Origin of the sequence: Paludibacter jiangxiensis (genome assembly GCF_001618385.1) — a bacterium.
GTDB lineage: Bacteria > Bacteroidota > Bacteroidia > Bacteroidales > Paludibacteraceae > Microbacter > Microbacter jiangxiensis.
Genome location: NZ_BDCR01000003.1, coordinates 759,516 through 781,790, shown reverse-complemented (window position 1 = coordinate 781,790; position 22,275 = coordinate 759,516). Strand labels below are relative to the sequence as shown.

18 protein-coding genes are annotated in these 22,275 nt (G+C 43.0%); 7 read left to right on the top strand and 11 right to left on the bottom strand.

Features of this window, described 5'->3' with window-relative positions; all coding sequences use genetic code 11:
• The first annotated feature begins 6 nt into the window (after nucleotides 1–6).
• From uvrA to rprY, 3 genes are all read left to right on the top strand, one after another.
• Entirely contained in the window at nucleotides 7–2,838 is a 2,832-nt protein-coding gene (gene uvrA / locus PJIAN_RS09765) for an excinuclease ABC subunit UvrA (protein WP_068704479.1), read from the top strand.
• Between the two features lie 271 nt (nucleotides 2,839–3,109).
• Entirely contained in the window at nucleotides 3,110–4,612 is a 1,503-nt protein-coding gene (locus tag PJIAN_RS09760) for a sensor histidine kinase (protein ID WP_084252359.1), read from the top strand.
• A 2-nt stretch (nucleotides 4,613–4,614) separates the two neighbouring features.
• Nucleotides 4,615–5,316, top strand: a complete 702-nt coding sequence (gene rprY / locus PJIAN_RS09755; RefSeq protein ID WP_068704475.1) for a response regulator transcription factor RprY — start codon at nucleotides 4,615–4,617, stop codon at nucleotides 5,314–5,316.
• Nucleotides 5,317–5,386: 70 nt separating this feature from the next.
• Here the strand turns inward: rprY and PJIAN_RS09750 are convergent, their stop codons facing one another.
• The 7 genes from PJIAN_RS09750 to mutY all read right to left on the bottom strand — a co-directional run bounded on the left by PJIAN_RS09750 (nucleotide 5,387) and on the right by mutY (nucleotide 11,973).
• Entirely contained in the window at nucleotides 5,387–6,091 is a 705-nt protein-coding gene (locus PJIAN_RS09750; protein WP_068704473.1) for an SAM-dependent methyltransferase, read from the bottom strand.
• Nucleotides 6,092–6,215: 124 nt separating this feature from the next.
• Nucleotides 6,216–7,658, bottom strand: coding sequence for a Fe-S cluster assembly protein SufB (gene sufB / locus PJIAN_RS09745; protein WP_068704471.1), 1,443 nt, complete (start codon nucleotides 7,656–7,658; stop codon nucleotides 6,216–6,218).
• Between the two features lie 80 nt (nucleotides 7,659–7,738).
• Nucleotides 7,739–8,368: a 4'-phosphopantetheinyl transferase family protein gene (locus PJIAN_RS09740; protein WP_153802540.1), complete on the bottom strand. Its 630-nt coding sequence runs from the start codon at nucleotides 8,366–8,368 to the stop codon at nucleotides 7,739–7,741.
• A gap of 13 nt (nucleotides 8,369–8,381) precedes the next feature.
• Nucleotides 8,382–8,948, bottom strand: coding sequence for a gliding motility lipoprotein GldD (gene gldD, locus PJIAN_RS09735; RefSeq protein WP_068704467.1), 567 nt, complete (start codon nucleotides 8,946–8,948; stop codon nucleotides 8,382–8,384).
• Nucleotides 8,949–8,958: 10 nt separating this feature from the next.
• Nucleotides 8,959–10,203 carry a gliding motility-associated protein GldE gene (gene gldE / locus PJIAN_RS09730; RefSeq protein ID WP_084252374.1) on the bottom strand — a complete coding sequence of 415 codons (1,245 nt, stop codon included), beginning with the start codon at nucleotides 10,201–10,203 and terminating at the stop codon, nucleotides 8,959–8,961.
• Between the two features lie 192 nt (nucleotides 10,204–10,395).
• Nucleotides 10,396–10,839, bottom strand: a complete 444-nt coding sequence (gene ssb, locus PJIAN_RS09725; RefSeq protein WP_068704465.1) for a single-stranded DNA-binding protein — start codon at nucleotides 10,837–10,839, stop codon at nucleotides 10,396–10,398.
• A gap of 18 nt (nucleotides 10,840–10,857) precedes the next feature.
• Complete coding sequence (gene mutY, locus PJIAN_RS09720) at nucleotides 10,858–11,973, bottom strand: A/G-specific adenine glycosylase (RefSeq protein ID WP_068704701.1); 1,116 nt, start codon at nucleotides 11,971–11,973, stop codon at nucleotides 10,858–10,860.
• Nucleotides 11,974–12,177: 204 nt separating this feature from the next.
• On the opposite strand from mutY, the gene PJIAN_RS09715 reads away from it, so the two are divergent.
• Both PJIAN_RS09715 and PJIAN_RS09710 read left to right on the top strand, forming a co-directional pair.
• Nucleotides 12,178–12,450, top strand: a complete 273-nt coding sequence (locus PJIAN_RS09715) for an HU family DNA-binding protein (protein ID WP_068704463.1) — start codon at nucleotides 12,178–12,180, stop codon at nucleotides 12,448–12,450.
• A gap of 200 nt (nucleotides 12,451–12,650) precedes the next feature.
• Nucleotides 12,651–14,225: an Rne/Rng family ribonuclease gene (locus tag PJIAN_RS09710; RefSeq protein WP_068704461.1), complete on the top strand. Its 1,575-nt coding sequence runs from the start codon at nucleotides 12,651–12,653 to the stop codon at nucleotides 14,223–14,225.
• A gap of 63 nt (nucleotides 14,226–14,288) precedes the next feature.
• Here the strand turns inward: PJIAN_RS09710 and PJIAN_RS09705 are convergent, their stop codons facing one another.
• Nucleotides 14,289–17,225 carry a leucine--tRNA ligase gene (locus PJIAN_RS09705; RefSeq protein WP_068704459.1) on the bottom strand — a complete coding sequence of 979 codons (2,937 nt, stop codon included), beginning with the start codon at nucleotides 17,223–17,225 and terminating at the stop codon, nucleotides 14,289–14,291.
• A 283-nt stretch (nucleotides 17,226–17,508) separates the two neighbouring features.
• On the opposite strand from PJIAN_RS09705, the gene PJIAN_RS09700 reads away from it, so the two are divergent.
• Nucleotides 17,509–18,795 (top strand): DEAD/DEAH box helicase, encoded by a 1,287-nt coding sequence (locus PJIAN_RS09700; RefSeq protein WP_068704457.1) that lies wholly within the window; start codon nucleotides 17,509–17,511, stop codon nucleotides 18,793–18,795.
• Between the two features lie 108 nt (nucleotides 18,796–18,903).
• Here PJIAN_RS09700 and PJIAN_RS09695 read toward each other — a convergent pair whose 3' ends face one another.
• Nucleotides 18,904–19,572, bottom strand: coding sequence for a transaldolase family protein (locus tag PJIAN_RS09695; protein WP_068704455.1), 669 nt, complete (start codon nucleotides 19,570–19,572; stop codon nucleotides 18,904–18,906).
• A 193-nt stretch (nucleotides 19,573–19,765) separates the two neighbouring features.
• On the opposite strand from PJIAN_RS09695, the gene PJIAN_RS09690 reads away from it, so the two are divergent.
• Nucleotides 19,766–20,668: a Ppx/GppA phosphatase family protein gene (locus PJIAN_RS09690; RefSeq protein ID WP_068704699.1), complete on the top strand. Its 903-nt coding sequence runs from the start codon at nucleotides 19,766–19,768 to the stop codon at nucleotides 20,666–20,668.
• A gap of 25 nt (nucleotides 20,669–20,693) precedes the next feature.
• Here PJIAN_RS09690 and PJIAN_RS09685 read toward each other — a convergent pair whose 3' ends face one another.
• Together PJIAN_RS09685 and PJIAN_RS09680 are read right to left on the bottom strand one after the other, a co-directional pair.
• On the bottom strand, nucleotides 20,694–21,050 hold the full coding sequence (locus tag PJIAN_RS09685) for a DUF4890 domain-containing protein (protein WP_068704453.1): 357 nt from the start codon (nucleotides 21,048–21,050) through the stop codon (nucleotides 20,694–20,696).
• 34 nt (nucleotides 21,051–21,084) lie between these two features.
• Nucleotides 21,085–22,125, bottom strand: coding sequence for an alpha/beta hydrolase (locus PJIAN_RS09680; protein ID WP_068704451.1), 1,041 nt, complete (start codon nucleotides 22,123–22,125; stop codon nucleotides 21,085–21,087).
• Nucleotides 22,126–22,275: the final 150 nt, after the last annotated feature.

Below are 22,275 nucleotides of genomic sequence, written 5' to 3'. Positions count from 1 at the left end.
TTGTAAATGCAACAAAATATAGAAGAAAATGAGTTGATTGAGGTGTATGGCGCTCGGGTGCACAACCTGAAGAATATTGATGTGACCATTCCCCGCAATAAACTGACGGTGATTACCGGATTGAGCGGTAGCGGCAAATCATCCCTGGCTTTTGATACTATTTTTGCCGAAGGCCAACGCCGGTATATTGAGACTTTTTCTGCTTATGCCCGCAATTTCCTGGGAAATCTGGAGCGCCCCGATGTAGATAACATTACCGGATTGAGTCCGGTAATTTCTATCGAACAAAAGACGACCAACAAGAATCCCCGTTCTACAGTAGGAACTACAACCGAAATATACGATTTCTTCCGTCTGCTTTTTGCCCGTGCCGGAGAAGCTTATTCTTATGTAAGCGGAGAAAAGATGGTGAAATATACTGACGAAGAGATTCTTAGACTTATCTTTAAGCATTATGACGGTAAGAAAACCTATATTCTGGCGCCTTTGGTCCGAAACCGCAAGGGACATTATAAAGAGCTGTTCGAGCAGGTTAGAAAGAAGGGATACCTGCATGTGCGAATTGATGGGCAGATAAAAGAGATTATGCCGGGAATGAGGGTCGACCGCTATAAAAATCACGATATAGAGCTGGTGATTGATAAATTGGTGGTTGCCGAACAGGATGATCGCCGACTCAAATCCTCTATCGGAACGGGTATGCACCAGGGTAATGGAACTATAATGCTGTTGGACTACGCTACCGGCGATATCCGGCATTTTAGCCGTCAACTGATGTGCCCAACCTCCGGTATTTCTTACAGTGAACCGGCGCCTCACAATTTCTCGTTTAACTCTCCTCAGGGTGCCTGTCCTAAATGTAAGGGTCTCAGTTATGTCAATCAGATTGATATCGATAAAATTATACCGGATCGTACTCTGAGTATTGCGCAAGGTGGCATCGTTCCACTCGGGAAGCATAAAAATTCGCTCATTTTCTGGCAGATAGATGCTATTGGTGCGAAATATGGTTTCAATGAAAAAACGCCTATTTTGGAAATTCCCGAAGAGGCTCTCGATGAAATTCTGAACGGAACCAACGAACCTTTGAATATAAAAAATGGTTCACTCGGGGCTTCTAATTATTTTGCGTCATACGAAGGCGTGATTAAGTACATTGCTTTGCAAAACGATAGCGATGCTTCTGCTACCGAGCAGAAATGGGCTTCTCAGTTTGTAAAGACTACTGTTTGTCCGGAGTGTAAGGGCACCAGGTTGAATGTGGAGGCGCGCCATTTCCGTATCCACGACAAGACGATTTCCGATTTGGCGAACATGGATATTACCGACTTATATGAATGGTGTGGTACTGTAGAGCAATTCCTGTCAGACAAACAAAAAGCCATCGCAGTAGAGATTTTGAAAGAAATCCGTTCCCGGTTGCGATTCTTGCTGGATGTGGGATTGGGTTATTTATCTCTCAACCGTAATTCGATGTCGCTTTCGGGCGGCGAAAGTCAGCGAATTCGCTTGGCAACGCAGATCGGTTCGCAGTTAGTCAATGTTTTATACATTCTTGATGAGCCAAGTATCGGGTTACACCAGCGGGATAACGAACGGTTGATCGACTCGTTGAAAAAATTAAGAGATACCGGCAATTCGGTCATAGTGGTAGAGCACGACCGCGATATGATGCTGGCTTCCGATTACGTTATAGATCTTGGGCCACGGGCAGGTCGTCATGGTGGTGAACTGGTTTTTGCTGGAACTCCGGACGAAATGTTGAAATGCAGTACTCTGACATCAGATTACTTAAACGGTAAACGCAAAATTGAATTGCCGGCGCAACGTCGTAAAGGCAGCGGTACGTTCCTGACGCTGAAAGGAGCAACAGGCAATAACCTGAAAGGAGTAGATGTCTCATTCCCATTAGGAACGCTTATTTGCGTAACAGGTGTTTCAGGTAGTGGTAAGTCTACATTGGTGAATGATACCTTGCATCCGATACTGAGCCAGAAGTTTTACCATTCATTGCAGGATCCTCTTCCTTACGAGAGTATTGAGGGTTTGGAGCATGTGGATAAGGTGATTGATGTGGATCAGTCTCCGATCGGGCGAACTCCACGGTCCAATCCGGCGACTTATACCGGCATCTTCTCTGACATTCGTAACTTGTTCGTTACCTTGCCGGAGGCTAAAATAAGAGGGTATAAACCGGGACGTTTTTCGTTCAATATTGCGGGTGGTCGTTGCGAAACCTGTGGCGGGAATGGTTACAAGACAATCGAAATGAACTTTCTGCCGGATGTGCTTGTTCCCTGTGAAGAATGTCATGGTAAGCGCTACAACAGGGAAACGTTGGAGGTTCGCTATAAAAGCAAGTCTATTGCAGATGTGCTGGATATGACGATCAATCAGGCTGTCGAATTCTTTGAGGCGCTTCCTTCTATATCGCACAAACTGAAAGTGCTGCAGGATGTGGGGCTTGGTTATATAAAGGTAGGGCAACCATCATCTACTCTTTCGGGAGGCGAAAGTCAGCGGATAAAGCTGGCTGCCGAATTGGCCAAAAAGGATACCGGGAATACCTTATATATATTAGATGAGCCAACAACCGGGTTACATTTTGAAGACATCCGTGTACTATTAAGCGTTCTCAACCGTTTAGTAAACAAAGGTAACACGGTGATTGTGATTGAACATAATTCGGATGTGATTAAATCTGCCGATTATATTATCGATTTGGGACCCGATGGAGGGAAAGCCGGAGGCCGGATTATGGACACAGGAACACCCGAAGAAATAGTTCGAAAATCAAAGAGTTGCACAGCTGTTTTTCTGAAAAACGAATTGATTTAAGAAAAAAGCGGTGAGATAATGGCACAAATCATACATTTGTGTGTTACTTTTGAGGTCTAAATGTTAAAATAGAGGGTGTAAATTAACACAAATTCGTGCTTTTAACTATAAGGCAGGTTAAAAAGTTAAATCCAAGCCCTCATTTTCTGAAATGTTAAAATCTAGGCGCGTTAAATCTTGTTAAGTAAAAATCAATCCTTCTCTTTTACATTAATTTTGTCAGGTATAATATTGATGAAAAAATGTTGATTGGAGGAGAAAAAGAGGATTTATGAAGAAAATAGTGATTTGGATTCTCCTTGCAACAATGAGCATTACTTTCGTCGGGTTGGTGTTCATTCAGTTTCGTTATCTTTTGCAGATGTCTTCATTAATGGAGGAACAGTTTGACTCCAATGTGAAGAGAAGTCTTTATCAGGTAGCTCTCGATCTTGAAGAATCAGAGGCATCAAAATATCTGAATCAGGAGCTGGGAGCGGCAGAGATTGCAAAACTGGGAAAACTTACAACGTCGGCGCTGATGGATTCAAATCAGGTGGCCAGCGGAGTAAATATTGATACCACCTCATTTGGATCAAAGCCAACGGTTTCAATTTCGAATCCGGCATCGTCTATTCAGGCGACATCCAAATATAGACAGACTCTTTTAGCACAGGCATTTACTCATTCACGCAAATTGGTTGAGACGGTTGCCTGGCGAAGAATGAAAGAAGCAGCAGCTAAAGCGTTAGCTCAGCGCGTAAACATAAATGAATTGACAGCATTACTGCAGGAAGAATTAGCAAATAACGAAGTAATAACTCCTTATTATTTTCGTTTAATAGACAAAAAAGGGGATGAGGTCTATAATAGTTCGGCGGATAGTATTTCGGTGGTCCATAAAAATGAATACACCCAGAAATTATTTCCGAATGACCTTGTAACCGGCAAGTCAGCTTATCTGGCAGTAGGTTTCCCTATCAAGAAAAACATGTTTCGCAACTCTTTGACGTTATTATTACCATGGGCTATATTGTCGTTTATATTGCTGGTTTCGTGCATGGTTTCCATATGGTTGATTTTTAGGCAAAGAAGATTGAATGAAATAAAAAATGATTTTGTAAGCAATATGACCCATGAACTGAAAACTCCGGTTTCGACTATTTCATTGGCGGCTCAGATGCTTGCAGATCCGGCCGTGTCAAAAACGACGGACACGCTGAAATATTACACACGGGTAATTGTCGATGAAACAAAACGATTGAGCTTTCATATTGAGAAAGTCCTTCAGATGTCGACATTTGAACGTGGCAATGGGAACCTCAAAATGACCGAGCGGGATATCAATGATCTTCTGAATATGATCCTTGAAAATTTCTGGGTCAAGGTACATGCAAAACACGGACAGTTGATTGCAGACCTGGAGGCAGAAGAATCTTACGCTTTGGTTGATGAGACTCATTTTACGAATGTGTTGTACAATTTGATGGACAATGCTGTGAAATATACACCAAGCAACCTGGTGCTCACAGTGAAAACATGGAATGAAAAAGGGAATCTGATGATTTCCATTCAAGATAACGGAGTAGGAATCAAGAAGGAGTATCAAAAGCATATTTTTGATAAATTTTTCCGTGTGCCGACGGGGAATGTTCACAACGTGAAGGGTTTTGGTCTGGGTCTGGCTTATGTCAAACAGATTGTAGATGCTCATCATGGATTTATTAAAGTAGAAAGCGAACCAAATATTGGCACTAAATTTATTATCACACTACCAACTCTAAAACAAAATTAACTATGGACGAAAAGACCAAAATCTTGCTTTGCGAAGACGATGAAAATCTGAGCATGTTGTTACGGGAATATTTGCAGGCAAAAGGTTATGCAACTGATTTGGCTCCCGACGGTGAAGCCGGCTATAAGGCTTTTACTAAAGAAAAATATGATATCTGCGTGCTTGACGTTATGATGCCTAAAAAGGATGGTATCGAATTGGCAAAAGATATTCGTAATTTGCAATCCGATGTGCCTATTATCTTCTTGACTGCTAAAACAATGAAAGAAGATATTCTTGAAGGTTTCAAAGCCGGTGCAGATGATTATATTTCCAAGCCATTCAGCATGGAAGAACTTATCTTCCGTATTGAAGCTATCACCCGCCGTACAAAAGGCAAAAAGGTAAAAGAAAAAGATACCTATATCCTTGGCAAATATACTTTCGATACACAGCGCCAGATTCTTGCTTTTGACGATTCGCAAATCAAACTGACAACAAAAGAAACAGAATTGCTTACTTTGTTGGCTGCCAACGTGAACGAAATGGTAGAACGTAACTTTGCATTACGTACTATCTGGATTGACGACAACTACTTCAATGCACGTAGCATGGATGTTTACATCACTAAACTGCGTAAGCTTTTGAAAGAAGATCCTGAAGTTGGAATTATCAATATTCACGGTAAAGGTTACAAACTGATTGCTCCGAAAGCAGAAGAATAATTGGTTTTTCAATAACACAAAAACGGCTGTCACGAATAAAATCGGACAGCCGTTTTGTGTTTTAAATGTGTTATTTCCCCAGCAGAAATATAGTCGGTCTTTTTTGTATGTCAGGCAATTGGCGCTTCCATGCCGCTACCGTTTTGGTAACTATATACTCGGATTCGAGCGTAATGTCGGCGGCGATGCACAACTTGGTTTGCGGAGTGCAATTGCGGATGATCTCTTCCATCAGTTTGAGGTTCCGGTATGGCGTTTCGATGAAAATCTGGGTTTGGTTTTCAGAATAAACCTTTTTTTCCAGCATTTTTAGCGCCTTACCTCTTTCGTGAGGTTCGATTGGCAAATAACCGACAAATGCAAAATTCTGTCCGTTGAAACCGGATCCCATTAATGACAGTAAAATAGACGACGGACCAACCAAAGGCACTACTTTGATGCCTTTTTCCTGCGCCAGACGTACCACGTCGGCTCCGGGATCGGCGATGGCGGGACAACCGGCTTCGGAGATTACGCCCACATCTTTCCCTTCTAGTAGAGGTTTCAGCAGATCCCCAAATTCCGTGGCGCGTGTTTGTTCGTTAAGTGTGGCAAAGGTCAGCGAGTCGATGTCGATTTCGCGGTTCACCTTTTTGAGAAACCGGCGTGCCGTGCGGATATCTTCAACTATGAAATGTTGCAGCGCATTGACTACCGTTGCATTATAAGAAGGGAGAACGCGGTTTAGATCGCATTCTCCCATCGTTGTTGGTATAAGGTATAGAGTTCCGTACATTATAAGTGGTTAATTGTTAGTGATTAGTGGTTAGTTTGCTCCCGGTTGTTAATCCTGTTTAGCAAAAGATCATAGTGTTGACGTGTCACTAATAATTAACCATTAATCATTGATCATTAAAAAGTTATCCCACCGAGCCTTCCAGTGATATTTGTAATAACTTTTGAGCTTCAACTGCAAATTCCATCGGCAATTTGTTGAGAACATCCTTTGCATATCCGTTTACAATCAATCCGATAGCGTCTTCGGTAGAGATTCCTCGTTGGTTGCAATAGAAAATCTGATCTTCACCGATTTTTGAAGTGGTGGCTTCGTGTTCAATCTGAGCCGAGTCGTTGTTTACTTCCATGTAGGGGAACGTGTGAGCTCCGCATTCGCTTCCCAGTAGAAGGCTGTCGCATTGAGAGTAGTTGCGGGCATTCTCGGCTTTCTGCGAAACACGAACTAATCCGCGGTAGCTATTCTGGCTTTTGCCTGCCGAAATTCCTTTGGAAACGATATGGCTTTTGGTGTTTTTCCCAAGGTGAATCATCTTGGTGCCGGTGTCGGCTTGCTGATAGTTGTTGGTAACGGCAACAGAGTAAAATTCGCCGGATGAATTATCGCCAGCTAAAACGCAGCTGGGATATTTCCAGGTGATGGCAGAGCCAGTTTCTACCTGAGTCCACGATACTTTAGAGGCAACGCCCTTGCAAAGAGCACGCTTGGTTACAAAGTTATAGATGCCGCCTTTGCCGTTCTTGTCGCCGGGATACCAGTTCTGAACAGTAGAATATTTTACTTCGGCGCGGTCGTGAATGTAAATTTCAACAATCGCTGCGTGGAGTTGGTTTTCGTCACGCATCGGAGCCGTACAACCTTCAAGATAGGAAACGTAGCTGTCGTCTTCGGCCACGATTAGTGTACGTTCAAACTGTCCGGTGTTTTTTGCGTTGATACGGAAGTAGGTCGATAATTCCATCGGGCAACGTATGCCTCTTGGAATATAAACGAACGATCCATCGCTGAATACAGCCGAGTTGAGCGCCGCAAAATAGTTGTCGCGATAATAAACTACCGATCCCAAATATTTTTTTACCAGATCGGGGTAGTCTTTTACGGCTTCGCTGAATGAGCAGAAGATAATGCCAAGTTCGGCCAGCGTTTCGCGAAAAGTGGTTTTCACCGAAACACTGTCCATTACCGCATCCACGGCAATGCCCGAAAGTTGTTTTTGTTCGTTCAATGAAATCCCGAGTTTGTCGAAAGTCTTCAATAGTTCAGGATCTACCTCGTCCAGTGATTTCGGAGCATTCTTTTTTGGTGCTGCAAAATAAACGATATCCTGATAGTTGATTTCCGGGATTTTCAAATGAGGCCAGTGTGGCATCTCCATCGTCAACCAATGGTTGTATGCGTCGAGGCGGAACTGTAGTAACCATTCCGGTTCTTCTTTCTTTTGAGAAATTAGGCGAATGACATCTTCATTCAATCCTTTGGGGATAACGTCTGTCTCTATGTCGGTGACAAAGCCGTATTTATACTCTTTGTCGGTTAAGTCTGTGATGTTTTGAATGTTATCTGACATAATGTAAAATTCAGGTTCAAAGTTTCTAATACCAATGATTCCGGTTAAACGTTCGCTTGATTTTTATAGTCCTGCTGAGACTATATGTACATGCCCATTGTCAGTACATAGCTACTGGTAACCTCAAAATATATTGTAAACTCCTTTCTATCAGTAGTGTGATGTTCAGAAGCTTTTAGTTTTTTGTCTTCTAATTTAAATGGTTGGATTAAAATTTCCTTTTCAAAATCAACTCCTTCTCTCGAAAGAAGTTTGTAAACGGTCTCTTTTGCCGACCAATGCAGCAAAGATACGACAGGTTCACTACTCTTGTCAAGAGCTTCACGTTCTTTAATATTCATGAAGCGATGATTGATCCGGTGAGCTCTGTCGCTCATCACCTCAATGTCAACGCCGACAATCCGGTGTTTGTTGAGCGCGATAACGGCGTATCCTTTTGTATGAGAAATACTTATGTTGAACGATCTGTCAAGCAAAGCCGGTTTCCCGGAAGGCATATAAACTATCCTCTTTTCTGCTCCTGTCAGAAATTTGAAAAGAGCTCTTACTGCAAGTTTTTCGCATCTTTTAGTCGGATTGGAAACCTCTTTTATCTCTTCTAAAAGCGGGGTTGTTTCCTCAAAAAGCTGCAAAAATTGTTCTTCCGTTTCTTCGATTTTCCAGATACCGATCAACGTGCCGTCCGCAATTGTCTTTTTTTCAAGCAACATAATTGGCAACAGTTTATTTCCATCTGGTTGTTTCAATCAGACGAATAATATCTTTCCGAACATAATTGAGCACCGGAGCAATGGAGTCTTTGTTTGGGACAGCATCGAAATAGAGTGCACCCCGTAATACATGATGCGTGCTGTCTGTTAACATAAACTGAATTGGCGAAGCGGCATCTCCTTTGATTTCATAAAGAATTCCGTAAACTTTACGATCCGGATTTTCATACGGTTGCTCAGTAATTGCCTCCGCCTTTACCGTGTGTTTATAAACAAATTTACGGCAATCTTCGGCAATGGTTCTGAAGTTGTTCCTAACAGGCATGTAACTGCAATAGATACACCCTTTAAGTGCCGGATATTCAATATTAAGCCAATATTCACCCTGCTCATGTTTTACCGCAGAATCGACGGCAAATGTTGAAATATCAAATGAATAAGGATAGTTCTTGTCGAAGACACGGTAGTCGTTTGCCGGTAGTGCTATCCGAAAATATCCATAAGGCTTGGGTGTCGGGTGTGAACACGAAACCGTTATCAGGACGCAAAAGAGTAATGATGCTAAATATTTGAATTTCATGCTGTTTTATTTATTCTGATACCGGTTGATCCGAAAGCGTAAGTCGTACTTTAATAATGCGACGCTCGTCTACTTCAAGAATGTCGAAGGCGTATCTTCCGAACACGATGTGATCATCTTTACGGGGTAATTCTCCTGTTAATTCGAGAATCAGACCGGCAAGACTATCTACTTCCCCGATTATGTTGTCAAAATCGGTTTCTTCCACTTTGACCACCTTGAAAAAGTCGGTCAGCGAAATTTTTGCATCAAAGTCTATTGTGTGCTCATTTATTATGGTGTACGGAAGTTCAGTGTCATCATATTCATCGTCAATTTCTCCGACAACTTCCTCCAGAATATCTTCAAGCGTTACGATACCCGATGTTCCTCCGTATTCATCAACCACAACGGCTAAGTGATTTTTATTTGCCTGAAATTCCCTGAGCAAATCGTCAATTTTCTTCTGTTCCGGAACGAAATAGGGTTGACGTAACAGCACCTGCCATTTGAATGAGTCGCTTTTGTCAATATGAGGAAGTAAATCTTTGCTGTAAAGTATTCCTTTTATAGTGTCAATGTTGCCCTGATAAACAGGAATGCGTGAGTATCCCGACTCGATGACATGTTGCTTGACTTCTGCAAACGCAGATTTTATATCAATGGCGGCAATATCAAGGCGGGCAGTCATGATTTCTTCTACACTTTTGCTGCCGAACTTAATAATGCCTTCCAATATCTGTTTGTCGTCATCGTCACTTTTGGTGGTAAGTTCTAAGGCCTGCGATAATTCGTCAATAGACAGATTCTGAGTATTATGGCGAGCCAATCGTTTGTCTACCAGTCCGGACGATTTTACCAGCAGCAAAGCAAAGGGTTTCAGCGCTTTTGCTAAAAATCGTAGCATAGACGCAGAAAATCGGGAGAAACGTAAGGCGTTTTGCCGGGCATAAATTTTAGGTCCAATCTCTCCGATTAACAGAAGCAAAAAGGTGATTACAACCGTTTGTACCAGAAATCCGATCCATGGCGCAGACGAAAAATCGAACAAATGATTCACCAATAGCGTAGAAAGGATAACAACAGCGACATTGATGGTGTTGTTGGCTATCAGAATCGTCGCCAATAGACGCTCCGGTTGTTCTTTGAGGGACAATAGAATGCCATCCGAAGTGAATGTTTTTTTGTTGAGCTCGTTGATGTCGTGAGGATTGAGGGCAAAAAAAGCAACTTCAGAAGCAGAAATAAATCCTGTGATGATTAATAATAAAAGCATCAGGAGTATTATCCCGGCCGTTTCGATGGTAAACGGATGAACTATTATCTCTGAAAAAATAGTAGCTATATTCAATTGATTGATAATTAGATAAAAACAAATAAAGGACAGGCGTTAGCCTGTCCTTGCAAAATTAATAAAAAATGTCCACTGTGACACTGTTTATTGCAGAGCTATAGTGCTTTTTACATGTTAGAAAGGAAGATCGTCTGCCGAATCATCTGATGCAGGAGCTTCAAATGAATTTTGAGCAGCAGGAGTTTCCTGACTGTTTGAAACCGTTCCGTTATCTTGTCCTGAGTCGGCACGTTTCCCGAGGAATTGCATAACATCGGCTACAATTTCCGTTGTATAGCGCTTTACTCCGTCTTTCTCCCATGAACGGGTTTGAAGTTTTCCTTCAATGTAGAGTTGGCTACCTTTTTTTACATATTTCTCAGCCGTTTCTGCCAGCCCGCGCCATAGTACAATATTATGCCATTCAGTTCTTTCCGGCACTTCTATTCCCGTGGATGTCTTGTACCCTCTTTCTGTGGTAGCCAAAGGGAAATTAGCAACTGCGACATTTCTGTCAAGATATTTTACCTCGGGATCTTTTCCTACATTGCCTACTAAAATTACTTTGTTAACCGACATATTAATCTATTTAAAATGTTAATTTGCTGTAAAGATATATTTGTTTTTTGAACAAGACAAATTTTCGCTAAACTTTTTGAGGAATTTTTCAGTTAGCCTCGAAATAGGGTATTTATTTAGATGTTCGATCTTTACGGGTGTAAAGTGCGGCAATTGTAAAGCCGTGCTTTCTGTATTTACAACGTAAAAAACGGCATGAATTATTTGATGGCTCAATATATGTTTAATCTCTTTTGACTGATAACTTATATGTATAGGATGCAATCCCGCTATTTCGCTGATCCAGTTTTTCTCCATGAGAATCTCTTCAAAGCTACACAATTTAGTGCTTTCGTAAAGAGGAAATTCATACAAATTTTGCCAGATGTCTTTGTCTGATCTTTTGCTCAATAGCGTTTCTTCACCGCAAATGAAAACCAGATGGTGAAAAAAACGGTGTGTTACCCGTGTTTTCTTCTCTTTGACCGGTAGATCAGATATTTTGCCTTGTTCTTTTGCAAAGCAACTGGTTTCAAGCGGGCAGTTCATGCAGTCAGGCCCGGTTGGAGTGCATTGCAGAGCTCCAAATTCCATAATTGCCTGATTATGCAGGTCGGGCTGTAGTTTGTCGAGCAATAAGCCAGCCAGTTTGGCAAACTGTTTTTTGCCTGCTCCCGAGTCAATAGGGGAGTCTATGCCGAAATAACGGGATAAAAAACGAAAAACATTACCGTCGACAACGGCGTAAGGTTGTTTGAATGCAAACGAAGAAATGGCGGCGGCAGTGTACTCACCAATGCCTTTTAATGCTAAAATATCATCGTAATTGGATGGAAATTTGCCGTTATGTTGTGCCATTATCCGTTTGGCCGCGGCCTGCAGATTGCGCGCACGACTATAATAACCTAAGCCTTGCCAGCATTTTAATACCTCATCTTCCGGAGCGTTGGCAAGCGATTGGACATCAGGAAATTGTTGCGTGAATTTCAGGTAGTAGTCGTATCCCTGAGCTACTCTTGTTTGTTGCAGGATGATTTCTGAAATCCATATCCTGTAAGGATCATGGATGTTCCTCCACGGCAAGTCCCTTTTGTTTTTTTTGTACCAATCGGTCAAAACGGAAGATATATGCTGTAAATCGTCGTTTTCAATCATCGTAAACATTTTTGAGAGTAGTTAGATCCACATCCGAAAAATGGGTTTGCAAAGGTAAAGCGGAAGTTTAGAAAAAAAATATAGGGTCAGGAAAAAAAAGGAAAAAAGATTTTGTCGTTGAAAATTAATGCAATATCTTTGCAAGTCCATAAGCCAACAATATTTTTACACATTTAATGTATAACCCTTTTAATTTTTTCAACAATGACAAAAGCAGAAATTGTTAATGAAATTGCGAAAGAAACCGGCCTTGATAAGGTTTCTATCTTGAAGACTGTTGAGTCTTTCATGGAAAACGTAAAATCGTCTTTAGAAAAAGGTGATAACGTTTACCTGAGAGGTTTCGGTAGCTTCATCGTAAAACAAAGAGCACAAAAAACTGCTCGTAATATTTCCAAGAACACAACGATTGTGATTCCTGCTCACAAAATCCCGGCTTTCAAACCAGCTAAGACATTTTTTGAATCAGTAAAATAATACAACCATGCCAAGCGGAAAAAAAAGAAAAAGACATAAGATGTCTACGCACAAGCGTAAAAAAAGACTCAGAAAGAATCGCCATAAGAAGAAATAAAGTAAGCGGTCTTTATTAAGAACATACAAGAGCAAACCGGCGGCCTGAGACTGGCAGTAGGTTTGTTCTTTGTTTATTATAAGTATACTAAAACCAACAAAGTGTGAATAGTGAATTAGTCGTTGACGTACAACAACAAGAGATTACGATCGCGCTGCTGGAGGATAAAAATCTGGTAGAACTCAATAAAGAGGGGCGTTCGTTATCATTTATGGTTGGCGATATTTATGTGGGCAGGGTTAAAAAACTGATGCCCGGACTGAATGCCGCCTTCGTGGATGTTGGTTATGGCAAAGAGGCTTTTCTTCACTATCAGGATTTAGGTCCACAATTTCTTTCACAAACCGAATTTTTTAAACAAACCCAGGCTGACCGTAAACGCACACCTTCCATTATTAAAACCAAAACATTTGCCGATATCCCGAAGGACGGCACTATTTCGGATGTTTTGAAGGTGGGTCAAGAGTTATGGGTACAAATTGCCAAAGAACCTATTTCGACAAAAGGACCGCGACTGTCGGCCGAGTTGTCGATTGCAGGCAGGTATTTGGTGCTTATCCCGTTTTCCGACAAAGTTTCCGTATCGCAGAAAATTAAGTCGGCGGAAGAGCGAATGAGGCTCAAGCAGTTGATACAAAGTATTAAATCACGCAGGTTTGGTGTTATTGTTCGAACTGTAGCCGAAGATAAACGGGTAGCAGAACTCGATAATGAGTTACGAATTTTGGTAAAACGATGGGAAGAATCGGTTGCCAAGACTCAAAAAGCAAAAGGTATAGCGCCTGTCCTTGAAGAAATCGGACGAACAATCGGAATAATACGAGATATTTTTAATCCCGATTTCGAAAGTATTCATATTAATGACGAGGCGGTGTGCGCTGAAGTTCGCGATTATGTGGAGCTTATAGCGCCAGACAAGAAAAATATTATCAAACTGTATGATGGTAAATTGCCGATTTTCGATAATTTCGGAATTACCAAACAAGTTAAGTCCCTTTTCGGTAAGACCGTAACATTTAAACGCGGAGCTTATCTCATTATAGAACAAACCGAAGCTATGCACGTTATCGACGTGAATAGCGGGAATCGTTCGAAAGCCAATAACAACCAGGAAGATAATGCTCTGGAAGTGAATATGGCCGCTGCGAACGAAATTGTCCGTCAAATGCGTCTTCGCGACCTCGGCGGAATCATTGCCATCGATTTTATAGACATGATAAAGAGCGAACATAGACAACAGTTGTTCGATCATGTGGAAAAGCTGATGGAAAACGACCGGGCAAAACACCACGTGTTGCCTTTGAGCAAATTTGGCGTTATGCAGATTACCCGTCAAAGGGTTCGTCCGGCAATGTTTGTCGATACTGAAGAGAGCTGTCCGACCTGTTTCGGAACCGGCAAGATCAAAGCTTCCATTTTATTTACAGATACACTTGAAGGGAAGCTGGATTATTTGGTAAATACGCTTAATACCAAACAGTTTGTATTAAAAGTGCATCCCTATGTGGCTGCCTACATTAATTCCGGATTCTATTCATTGAAATGGAAATGGAAATTCCGGTTTGGCTTCGGCCACAAAATAGTACCATCTCAAGAATTCGGTCTGCTGCAATACGCGTTTATTGATGCAGCGGGAAATGAACTAGACCTGAAAGAAGAAATAGAAACTCGTCTATAACATCATGTTAATAAAAAAGCCGTTTCGGATTCCGAAACGGCTTTTTTTGTGCTTAAGTGTCGATTAGAGCACGATGTTTACAATTTTCTTCGGCACCACGATCACTTTTTTCGGGCTCTTGCCTTCCAGCCATTTTTGCGACTGTTCTTCTTTCATCACAATGGCTTCTACTTCGGCAGCCGGCATATCGGCCGGTAATTGCATTTGGTAGCGTACCTTTCCGTTGAAAGAAACAGCATAAGTGGCGGTATTTTCCACCAGATATTGCTCGTTGGCTTCTACCCATTGGGCATCGCAAACGGTTGTGGTGTGCCCCAGCGTGAGCCACAACTCTTCTGCAACGTGAGGTGCAAACGGAGCTAATGTGATAACCAGCGGTTCCAGAATGGCTTTCTTGTTGCACTTGAGCGACGTAAGCTCGTTGATACAGATCATAAATGCACTGATCGACGTGTTGTACGAGAAGTTCTCGATATCGGCTTTTATCTTCTTCAATAGTTTGTGCAGCGCCTTCAGTTCGTCGGCAGTCGGTTCTGCGTCAGTAACCAGCAACGATCCTTCTTTCCAGAAGAGGCTCCAGAGTTTTTTTAGGAAGCGGTGAACGCCGTCGATACCGTTGGTGTCCCATGGTTTCGATTGTTCGAGCGGACCGAGGAACATTTCGTAGAGGCGCAGGGTGTCGGCACCGTAGCGTTCCACAATGTCATCGGGATTCACCACGTTGTCCATTGATTTGGACATTTTTTCTATAGCCCAACCGCAAACATATTCTGTTCTGCCATTAATGATCTCATCAATGAATTGACAATTCGTAAATTCTTGATATTTGGGATGCTTTGCGAATTTTTCTTTGTCTAAAATGTCATTTGAAACAATGTTGACATCAACGTGTATCGGCTGTACTCGAAATCTAAGAGATTGTTTATCTGTTTTAAGACTGTCATATAATCTTAGAACAACATCAATTAGATCATCATTCACAATTCCTTGCTCTAAGTCATTTTTGTGTTTTAATGAGACTAAAATATTTGTAGCGATCCCATTTTCTCCACGCTTGAAGTCTTCCTGATTTTTATATAATAATATGCGATATACAAAATTGCTTCGTCCCTGAATCATTCCCTGGTTGATCAGTTTTTTGAACGGCTCTTCTTCGCAAACGACGCCGAGGTCGAACAGGAATTTGTTCCAGAAACGGCTATAAATCAAGTGGCCGGTGGCATGTTCTGTTCCGCCGATATAAAGGTCTACGTTGCGCCAATACTGATTGACATCCTGCGAAATCAAAGCATTGTCGTTGTGCGGATCCATGTAACGCAGATAGTAGGCCGAAGAGCCAGCAAAGCCCGGCATGGTATTCAGCTCGAGCGGGTAGCCCTCTTCTGTTTGCCAGTTTTTAGCACGTCCGAGAGGTGGTTCGCCTTTTTCGGTAGGCAGGTATTTGTCCACTTCGGGCAGTTCGAGCGGCAGTTTGCTTTCGTCGAGCATGTAGGGTTGTCCCTCCTTGTAGTAAACAGGGAAAGGTTCGCCCCAGTAACGCTGGCGGCTGAAAATAGCGTCGCGCAGGCGGAAGTTCACCTTCACGCGGCCCAGACTTTTTTCGGCAATATATTGTTTTGTTTTGGTAATGGCTTCTTTCACGGTCAGCCCGTTCAACACAAGCCCGTCTTCCATCTCTTTGCCGGGAGCCGGCGAGTTGGTGACAATGCCCTCTTTTGCATCAAAGCTCTCTTCGCTCACGTCGCAACCTTCGATCAGCGGAACGATGGGCAAGTTGAAATGTTTGGCAAAAGCGTAGTCGCGTGAGTCGTGCGCCGGAACCGCCATGATGGCGCCCGTTCCGTAACCAGCCAGCACGTAGTCGCTGATCCAAACTGGAATGGCATCGCCGGTGAGCGGGTTGATGGCATACGAACCTGAAAATACACCGCTGACACGTTTGTCGGCGATACGCTCGCGCTCGGTACGTTTTTTAGTGGCAACCAAATAATCAGCTACGGCTTGTTTTTGGTCGGCAGTGGTCAGTTGAGCCACCAGCGAACTTTCGGGAGCAAGTACCATGAATGTGACGCCAAAAACGGTGTCGGCTCTTGTTGTAAAGATGGTGAATTCGATATCGGAATCCTTGACCTTAAAGTTCATTTCGGCACCTTCGGAACGACCGATCCAGTTCTTTTGAGTCTCTTTCAGCGAGTCGGTCCAGTCGATGGTGTCGAGGCCGTCGAGCAGGCGTTGTGCATAGGCCGAAACGCGCAGGCTCCATTGGCTCATTACCTTTTGTTCTACCGGATGGCCACCACGAACGGAAACACCTTCACTCACTTCGTCGTTCGCAAGTACTGTTCCAAGCGCAGGACACCAGTTCACCATCGTATCCGCTTTGTAGGCGATGCGGTAGTTCATCAGTATTTCGCGTTGCTCTTTTTCGCTTTTGGCATTCCATTCGGCAGCAGTAAACGACATTTCGTTGGTGCAGGCAATGTGCATGCCTTCGGTGCCGACCTGGCTGAATGCGTCTGTCAGTTCGCTAATCGGACGGGCTTGTTGTTCGTCATAACAATAGTAGCTGTTGAACATCTGGATAAATGCCCACTGCGTCCATTTATAAAAATCAGGATTGCAGGTGCGCACTTCGCGACTCCAATCGTAGCAGAAGCCAATCTTGTCGAGCTGTTCGCGGTAGCGGGTAATATTTTTTTCGGTAGTAACGGCCGGGTGCTGACCTGTTTGTATGGCATACTGTTCGGCGGGAAGACCGTAGGCATCGTATCCCATGGGGTGCAGCACGTTGAAGCCCTGCAAGCGTTTGAAACGACTGTAAATATCAGAAGCTATATATCCCAGCGGGTGTCCGACATGCAGTCCGGCTCCCGAAGGATAAGGGAACATGTCCAATACGTAAAACTTGGGACGTTTTTCGTCCATTTCAACTTTATAGGTTTGGTTTTGCTGCCAAAACTCCTGCCATTTTTTCTCGATTTCCCTGAAATTGTATTCCATATCAACGATAGAGGTTGAGAGTCGGGTGCTTAATATCTTTACATCCAACCCTTTTTGTAGTTTAGATTTTCGGAGTGCAAATTTACGGAAAGTTTGATAAAAAACAGAATGATAACAGTATGAGAGCGATAAATAATCCGTTCGGAAGCGCCTTATTTTATGTCCGGTTTTACTGTTTTGTTTATCGTGAAAGTATAACAGGCCTGTTTCTCTCAATTGTATAGGTTTTCTGCTTCCCTACTTTTTGCGTACCTTTGAAAGTTATTAGAAAATTACAGACTTAATGAAGTTTACAGAACTCAATTTGAATGAGAGCCTGCTCGATGCCATTTCGTATATGGGATTTGATGAGGCTACTCCGATACAAGAATTTGCTATTCCCAGAATACTTGAAAACAAGGATATTATTGCCTGTGCGCAAACGGGTACCGGTAAAACAGCGGCCTTTGTTCTTCCTATTTTGCATAAGCTGATTGAGAAACCGGCTCATGGAACGAACACGCTGATTATTGTTCCCACACGCGAACTGGCCATCCAAATCAATCAGGAGATACAGGGCTTTTCCTATTTTGCGTCCATCGGGTCGGCGGCCGTGTATGGCGGTGGCGATGGTGGCGATTATGCACAACAGGAAAGTGCGCTAAAGGCCGGTGCTGATATTATTGTGGCAACTCCCGGTCGTTTGATTTCTCACCTTGCCATGGGCAACGGTAATTTCAAGCATCTGGAACATCTGGTGCTTGACGAGGCGGATAAGATGCTCGACATGGGCTTTCTGGATGATATTGAACGAATCATAACTCATTTGCCTAAGGAACGGGAAACGCTAATGTTCAGTGCAACCATGCCTCCAAAGATTCGATCGCTGGCAAAGAAAATTCTGGTAGATCCGGCCGAAATTTCGTTGGCTATTTCAAAACCGGCCGAAAAAGTGGTACAGCATGTTTGTCTGGCGCACGATGCCCAGAAGAATGCCGCGTTGAAACTGATTATAGATCGTCATCCTGATTATTCCAGCATTCTGATTTTCACCTCTGCTAAAAGTAAAGTGCACGAAATTGTACGCGATTTACGCAAAAACGGATACGCATCACGCGGTATTTCGTCCGATCTGGATCAGGAACAACGCGAAGATGTATTGATGGGATTCCGCTCCAAACGTACCCGCATTCTGGTAGCAACGGACGTAATCAGCCGCGGAATCGACATCAAGGAGATCAATATGGTAATCAATTTCGACGTTCCTCACGATGCCGAAGATTATGTACACCGAATCGGACGTACTGCCAGGGCCAATACCGAAGGAGAAGCTTATACGTTGGTCAACGAAAAAGATATGCAGAAAATGCACCGTATCGAGCAATTGATAGAAATGGAGCTTCCGCGTCTGCAATTGCCCGAAGAGTTCGGTCCTACTCCCGAATGGAGAACGGGCGATCCGAACAGAAAAAGACGTCCGTTCAATAATCGGCCTAAAAAAGAGGGAGAGAAAAGCAGTGGTGAAGCGAAGAGTAAAAACAAACGTCCTTTTCATAAAAAGAAAAAACCGAAGGCTCCGCCAGCTTCTTAGCACACGGAATACACAGAATCAGCGGATAACCGCGCTATAATAAAACACCGGTTTGGAATTCATAATGTTTTCCAAGCCGGTGTTTCCTGTTTATTCTGTGTGTTAGATTCAGAACTCGATATCGTAGAGGTGAGCTCCGTCTTTTTCGAATCCTTCGAGACTCAAGTCTGTCATCGGGTGGCTACGGAGACGTTCCAAAATCTCGTGGCTAATTGTAGCAGCATGACTTCCAACCATGCTTACACGGTGTACCTGGTCGACAGTCTTAAAGCTGGCTGCAAGCACTTTGGTGTCCAGTTTGAACTTGTCAATATTTTCAACAATGTGTTTTACAACTTCAATTCCGTGCGATGAGATGTTATCGAGACGGTTCACGTAAGGAGCTACCCAGTCGGCACCGGCTCTGGCGGCAACCAAAGCCTGTTGTTGGGTAAAAATGGCTGTAGCAGTAACGTTGATGCCTGCATCTTTCAGCATTGGCATAGCGCGGTAGCCTTCGGCCGAAACCGGTACCTTTGCAAAGAAATTGTCTCCGAGACCATATTTGAACTTGTAGGTCTTTGCTTCACGCAACATGTCTTCAGCCTGTCGACTAATCATTTGCACATGCAACATTCTTTTGTCACCAATGAGTTCGATGATTTCCTGCAGAATAACCGAAAGAGGTTTGTTTTCGGCACCAATAATTGTAGGATTGGTGGTGACACCGGCCAGCGGAAAATAATGCAGCAAACTTTTTATTTCTTCAAGGTTCGCTGTATCAGCTAGATAGATCATAATGTAATAGGTTTGTTTTCTTATTGCAAATTTACGCTAAAACATTTGAAATGAGATGGTTTGAAGAAAGAAGTTTTTATAAAATCTGTAAATGTCTTATTGCCGGCGTTGGATGTCTGCTTCTCTGAATCTCAATAAGGATGTAATTATTTTGGAACAAAATTTTATTCTCTTTGTGGTAAATAAATTTCAGATGGAAGAACAAAAGATTGCGGCAATAGATATAGGGTCAAATGCGGTGCGTTTGCTCATTTCTGTGGTGAATGAGGATGATGGCGGTATCTCTTTTAAAAAGCTGATGTTGCTTCGGGTACCGTTGCGTCTCGGAGAGGATACTTTTTCGGTTGGAAAAATTACGGACAAAAAGATCCGTAAACTGATCAAGTTGATGAAAGCTTTCAAACATTTGATGATGGTCTACGAGGTGGAATCGTATCGGGCTTGCGCAACGGCAGCTATGCGCGAAGCCCGCAATGCCGCCAAAGTGGTCGCGGTTGTGAAGGAAAAAGCGGAACTCGATATCGAAATTATCGATGGGACAGAAGAGGCGCGCACCATTTACGAAAGCCATGTGGAGGATCGTCTCGATCGTAACGGGAACTATCTCTATGTTGATGTGGGTGGCGGTAGCACCGAACTTTCGGTTATTTCCAGAGGCAAATTAGTCGAATCGGCATCGTTCAACATAGGAACAATCCGTATGTTACGTAATAAAGTGACCGGAGACGAACTGGAACGGATGAACGATTTCTTGCAATCGGTCAAGTGCCAATACTCAATCACGGAAATTATCGGTTCGGGTGGCAATATCAATAAGCTGCATAAGTTGGCGAAATTGCGAAAGGGAGATGTACTTGATATCGATAAGTTGCAGAATATTTATCAGGATATGAAGCAATTGAGTGTGGAAGAACGCATGACGCGCTTTGAATTAAACCCTGACCGGGCGGATGTTATCATTCCGGCTTCGGAGATATTTCTGCATATTGCCGACCAGACAAATATCCGTCAAATTTATGTGCCGACTTTCGGTTTGGTAGACGGACTGCTGCATACGATTTATAACACCACGCAGGTAGAAAAGATTCCGTTGTGACCTGACAACGGAATCTTTTAAATGTTTATTTCCTCAGAGACGAAATAAATTCCTTTTCTTTTTGCAAATACAAATCCATCTGTTCTTTAGTTAAAATAGAAGAGAATTCAGCATCCCTTTGTTTTTGGATGTTCTTGATCTTCTTTAATTTCTGTATTTTACCGTCATCACTTGTTTTTGCCTCTTCCAGCATGGAGGCATAACGCTGATTAATGGGGTTGATACGGACTGTCTGGTCGGGAGAAAGTTGCAAAGTTTTCTGCATCCATTCGGTATACGCTTTGGCTCTCTCTCCGGGAGTCAGTTGTTGCCTTTGGGTTTGTTGTCCCGCTATGGCAAACGATACAAGAATGAATGTGCAAAGCAAAAGTAGATTTTTCATATTGATAGTTGTTTATTGATTGAAGTGTTTATTGTTATTCGCAGTATCCGCTACGGGGATTGGACGTTGAATTGCAAGGAAACATATACCGGCTTTGAGGATAAAGTGGCAGGGGTGTGTCTGTCTCCACCAAAGGGGGCATTGTCTGTCCGTTGTAGCCGGGCATTGTTACCTGCTCCGTGCTGCCATTCCCGAGCGCCACTTTCTTGGTATCTGTATTCCCGTTGAAACTGTAATCGATCAGTGCATCCAACAACCGGTAAACCCCATAGTAATCATAAGCATCGTAAGCCGTGCGTGTATTTGGCAAGCTGTGATCCGCCACATAGCTGTAATTGCCTATAGTGCAACTCTTGATCAGAAGATAATCTTTTTCCGAAGCGGGAATGTTGATATGTTTGAAAATATCAATTGCCATGCGATGGTCATTTGTCGTATCGTCGTCGTAGACCTGCGTGATCAGTTTTGTGTTTGCAGGGAAGTTTTGCAACATTGTGTCGGTCAACTGATATGAGTACCATTGTGCCATGGCGAAGATAAACCGGCCGTTGATGCCCCATCCTTCGTTAACAAAGCCCTGGTAGGCCAAAGCGAAAGAGGCACCTCCTCCGAATGAGTGTCCCATGAAACCAACTTTGTGTGTGTCGATAATATTCGGATAATCAGTGACTGCTTTTTTGAAACTTTGCCACAGAGTGTTATATCGTGAGTCGACGGAAACGCCGAAGGTAGGGTAGGGAGCAAACACAACCGCATAGCCTTTCTTTGCAATAAATTCATAGAGCCCGATGTTGTAGGAGCTATCTTCTCCTCCATATGGATGAGAATAGAAGATAACCGGTACCGGCTTGGTAATTCCCTGAGGGTAAAAAATGACAACATCTTTGCCGGCATAGGTTGGACTCGGGAAGGTGACGGATGCAACTTTGTACGAACCATCGGCACCGTAGCCGGATGTCGGTTTCGCGATCGGACCGGAGAGGTCATTTGGGATAGACGTATCTTCTATCTCTTTCAGTTTCGAGCAACTTATCAGTAGATGAAATGCGACGAAATATAGAATCCATTTATTCATTGTTATTCGATTTTTTAAATTTGAACCTTGATGTCGTTTGATTGACAATGCAAAAATAGAACGATTTTCAAGGAAGTCTTCGGAACTTCAATGAACGACCTTCAAATATCAGCGAACGACCTGCCGCCTGTTTTTACCTCCCGTATTTTT

Bases quoted from the DNA above. Each gene is read 5' to 3' on its own strand.
- uvrA (WP_068704479.1), top strand. From the start codon at position 7: ATGCAACAAAATATAGAAGAAAATGAGTTGATTGAGGTGTATGGCGCT.
- PJIAN_RS09760 (WP_084252359.1), top strand. From the start codon at position 3,110: ATGAAGAAAATAGTGATTTGGATTCTCCTTGCAACAATGAGCATTACT.
- rprY (WP_068704475.1), top strand. From the start codon at position 4,615: ATGGACGAAAAGACCAAAATCTTGCTTTGCGAAGACGATGAAAATCTG.
- PJIAN_RS09750 (WP_068704473.1), bottom strand. From the start codon at position 6,091: ATGTACGGAACTCTATACCTTATACCAACAACGATGGGAGAATGCGAT.
- sufB (WP_068704471.1), bottom strand. From the start codon at position 7,658: ATGTCAGATAACATTCAAAACATCACAGACTTAACCGACAAAGAGTAT.
- PJIAN_RS09740 (WP_153802540.1), bottom strand. From the start codon at position 8,368: ATGTTGCTTGAAAAAAAGACAATTGCGGACGGCACGTTGATCGGTATC.
- gldD (WP_068704467.1), bottom strand. From the start codon at position 8,948: ATGAAATTCAAATATTTAGCATCATTACTCTTTTGCGTCCTGATAACG.
- gldE (WP_084252374.1), bottom strand. From the start codon at position 10,203: ATGCTTTTATTATTAATCATCACAGGATTTATTTCTGCTTCTGAAGTT.
- ssb (WP_068704465.1), bottom strand. From the start codon at position 10,839: ATGTCGGTTAACAAAGTAATTTTAGTAGGCAATGTAGGAAAAGATCCC.
- mutY (WP_068704701.1), bottom strand. From the start codon at position 11,973: ATGATTGAAAACGACGATTTACAGCATATATCTTCCGTTTTGACCGAT.
- PJIAN_RS09715 (WP_068704463.1), top strand. From the start codon at position 12,178: ATGACAAAAGCAGAAATTGTTAATGAAATTGCGAAAGAAACCGGCCTT.
- PJIAN_RS09705 (WP_068704459.1), bottom strand. From the start codon at position 17,225: ATGGAATACAATTTCAGGGAAATCGAGAAAAAATGGCAGGAGTTTTGG.
- PJIAN_RS09700 (WP_068704457.1), top strand. From the start codon at position 17,509: ATGAAGTTTACAGAACTCAATTTGAATGAGAGCCTGCTCGATGCCATT.
- PJIAN_RS09695 (WP_068704455.1), bottom strand. From the start codon at position 19,572: ATGATCTATCTAGCTGATACAGCGAACCTTGAAGAAATAAAAAGTTTG.
- PJIAN_RS09690 (WP_068704699.1), top strand. From the start codon at position 19,766: ATGGAAGAACAAAAGATTGCGGCAATAGATATAGGGTCAAATGCGGTG.
- PJIAN_RS09685 (WP_068704453.1), bottom strand. From the start codon at position 21,050: ATGAAAAATCTACTTTTGCTTTGCACATTCATTCTTGTATCGTTTGCC.
- PJIAN_RS09680 (WP_068704451.1), bottom strand. From the start codon at position 22,125: ATGAATAAATGGATTCTATATTTCGTCGCATTTCATCTACTGATAAGT.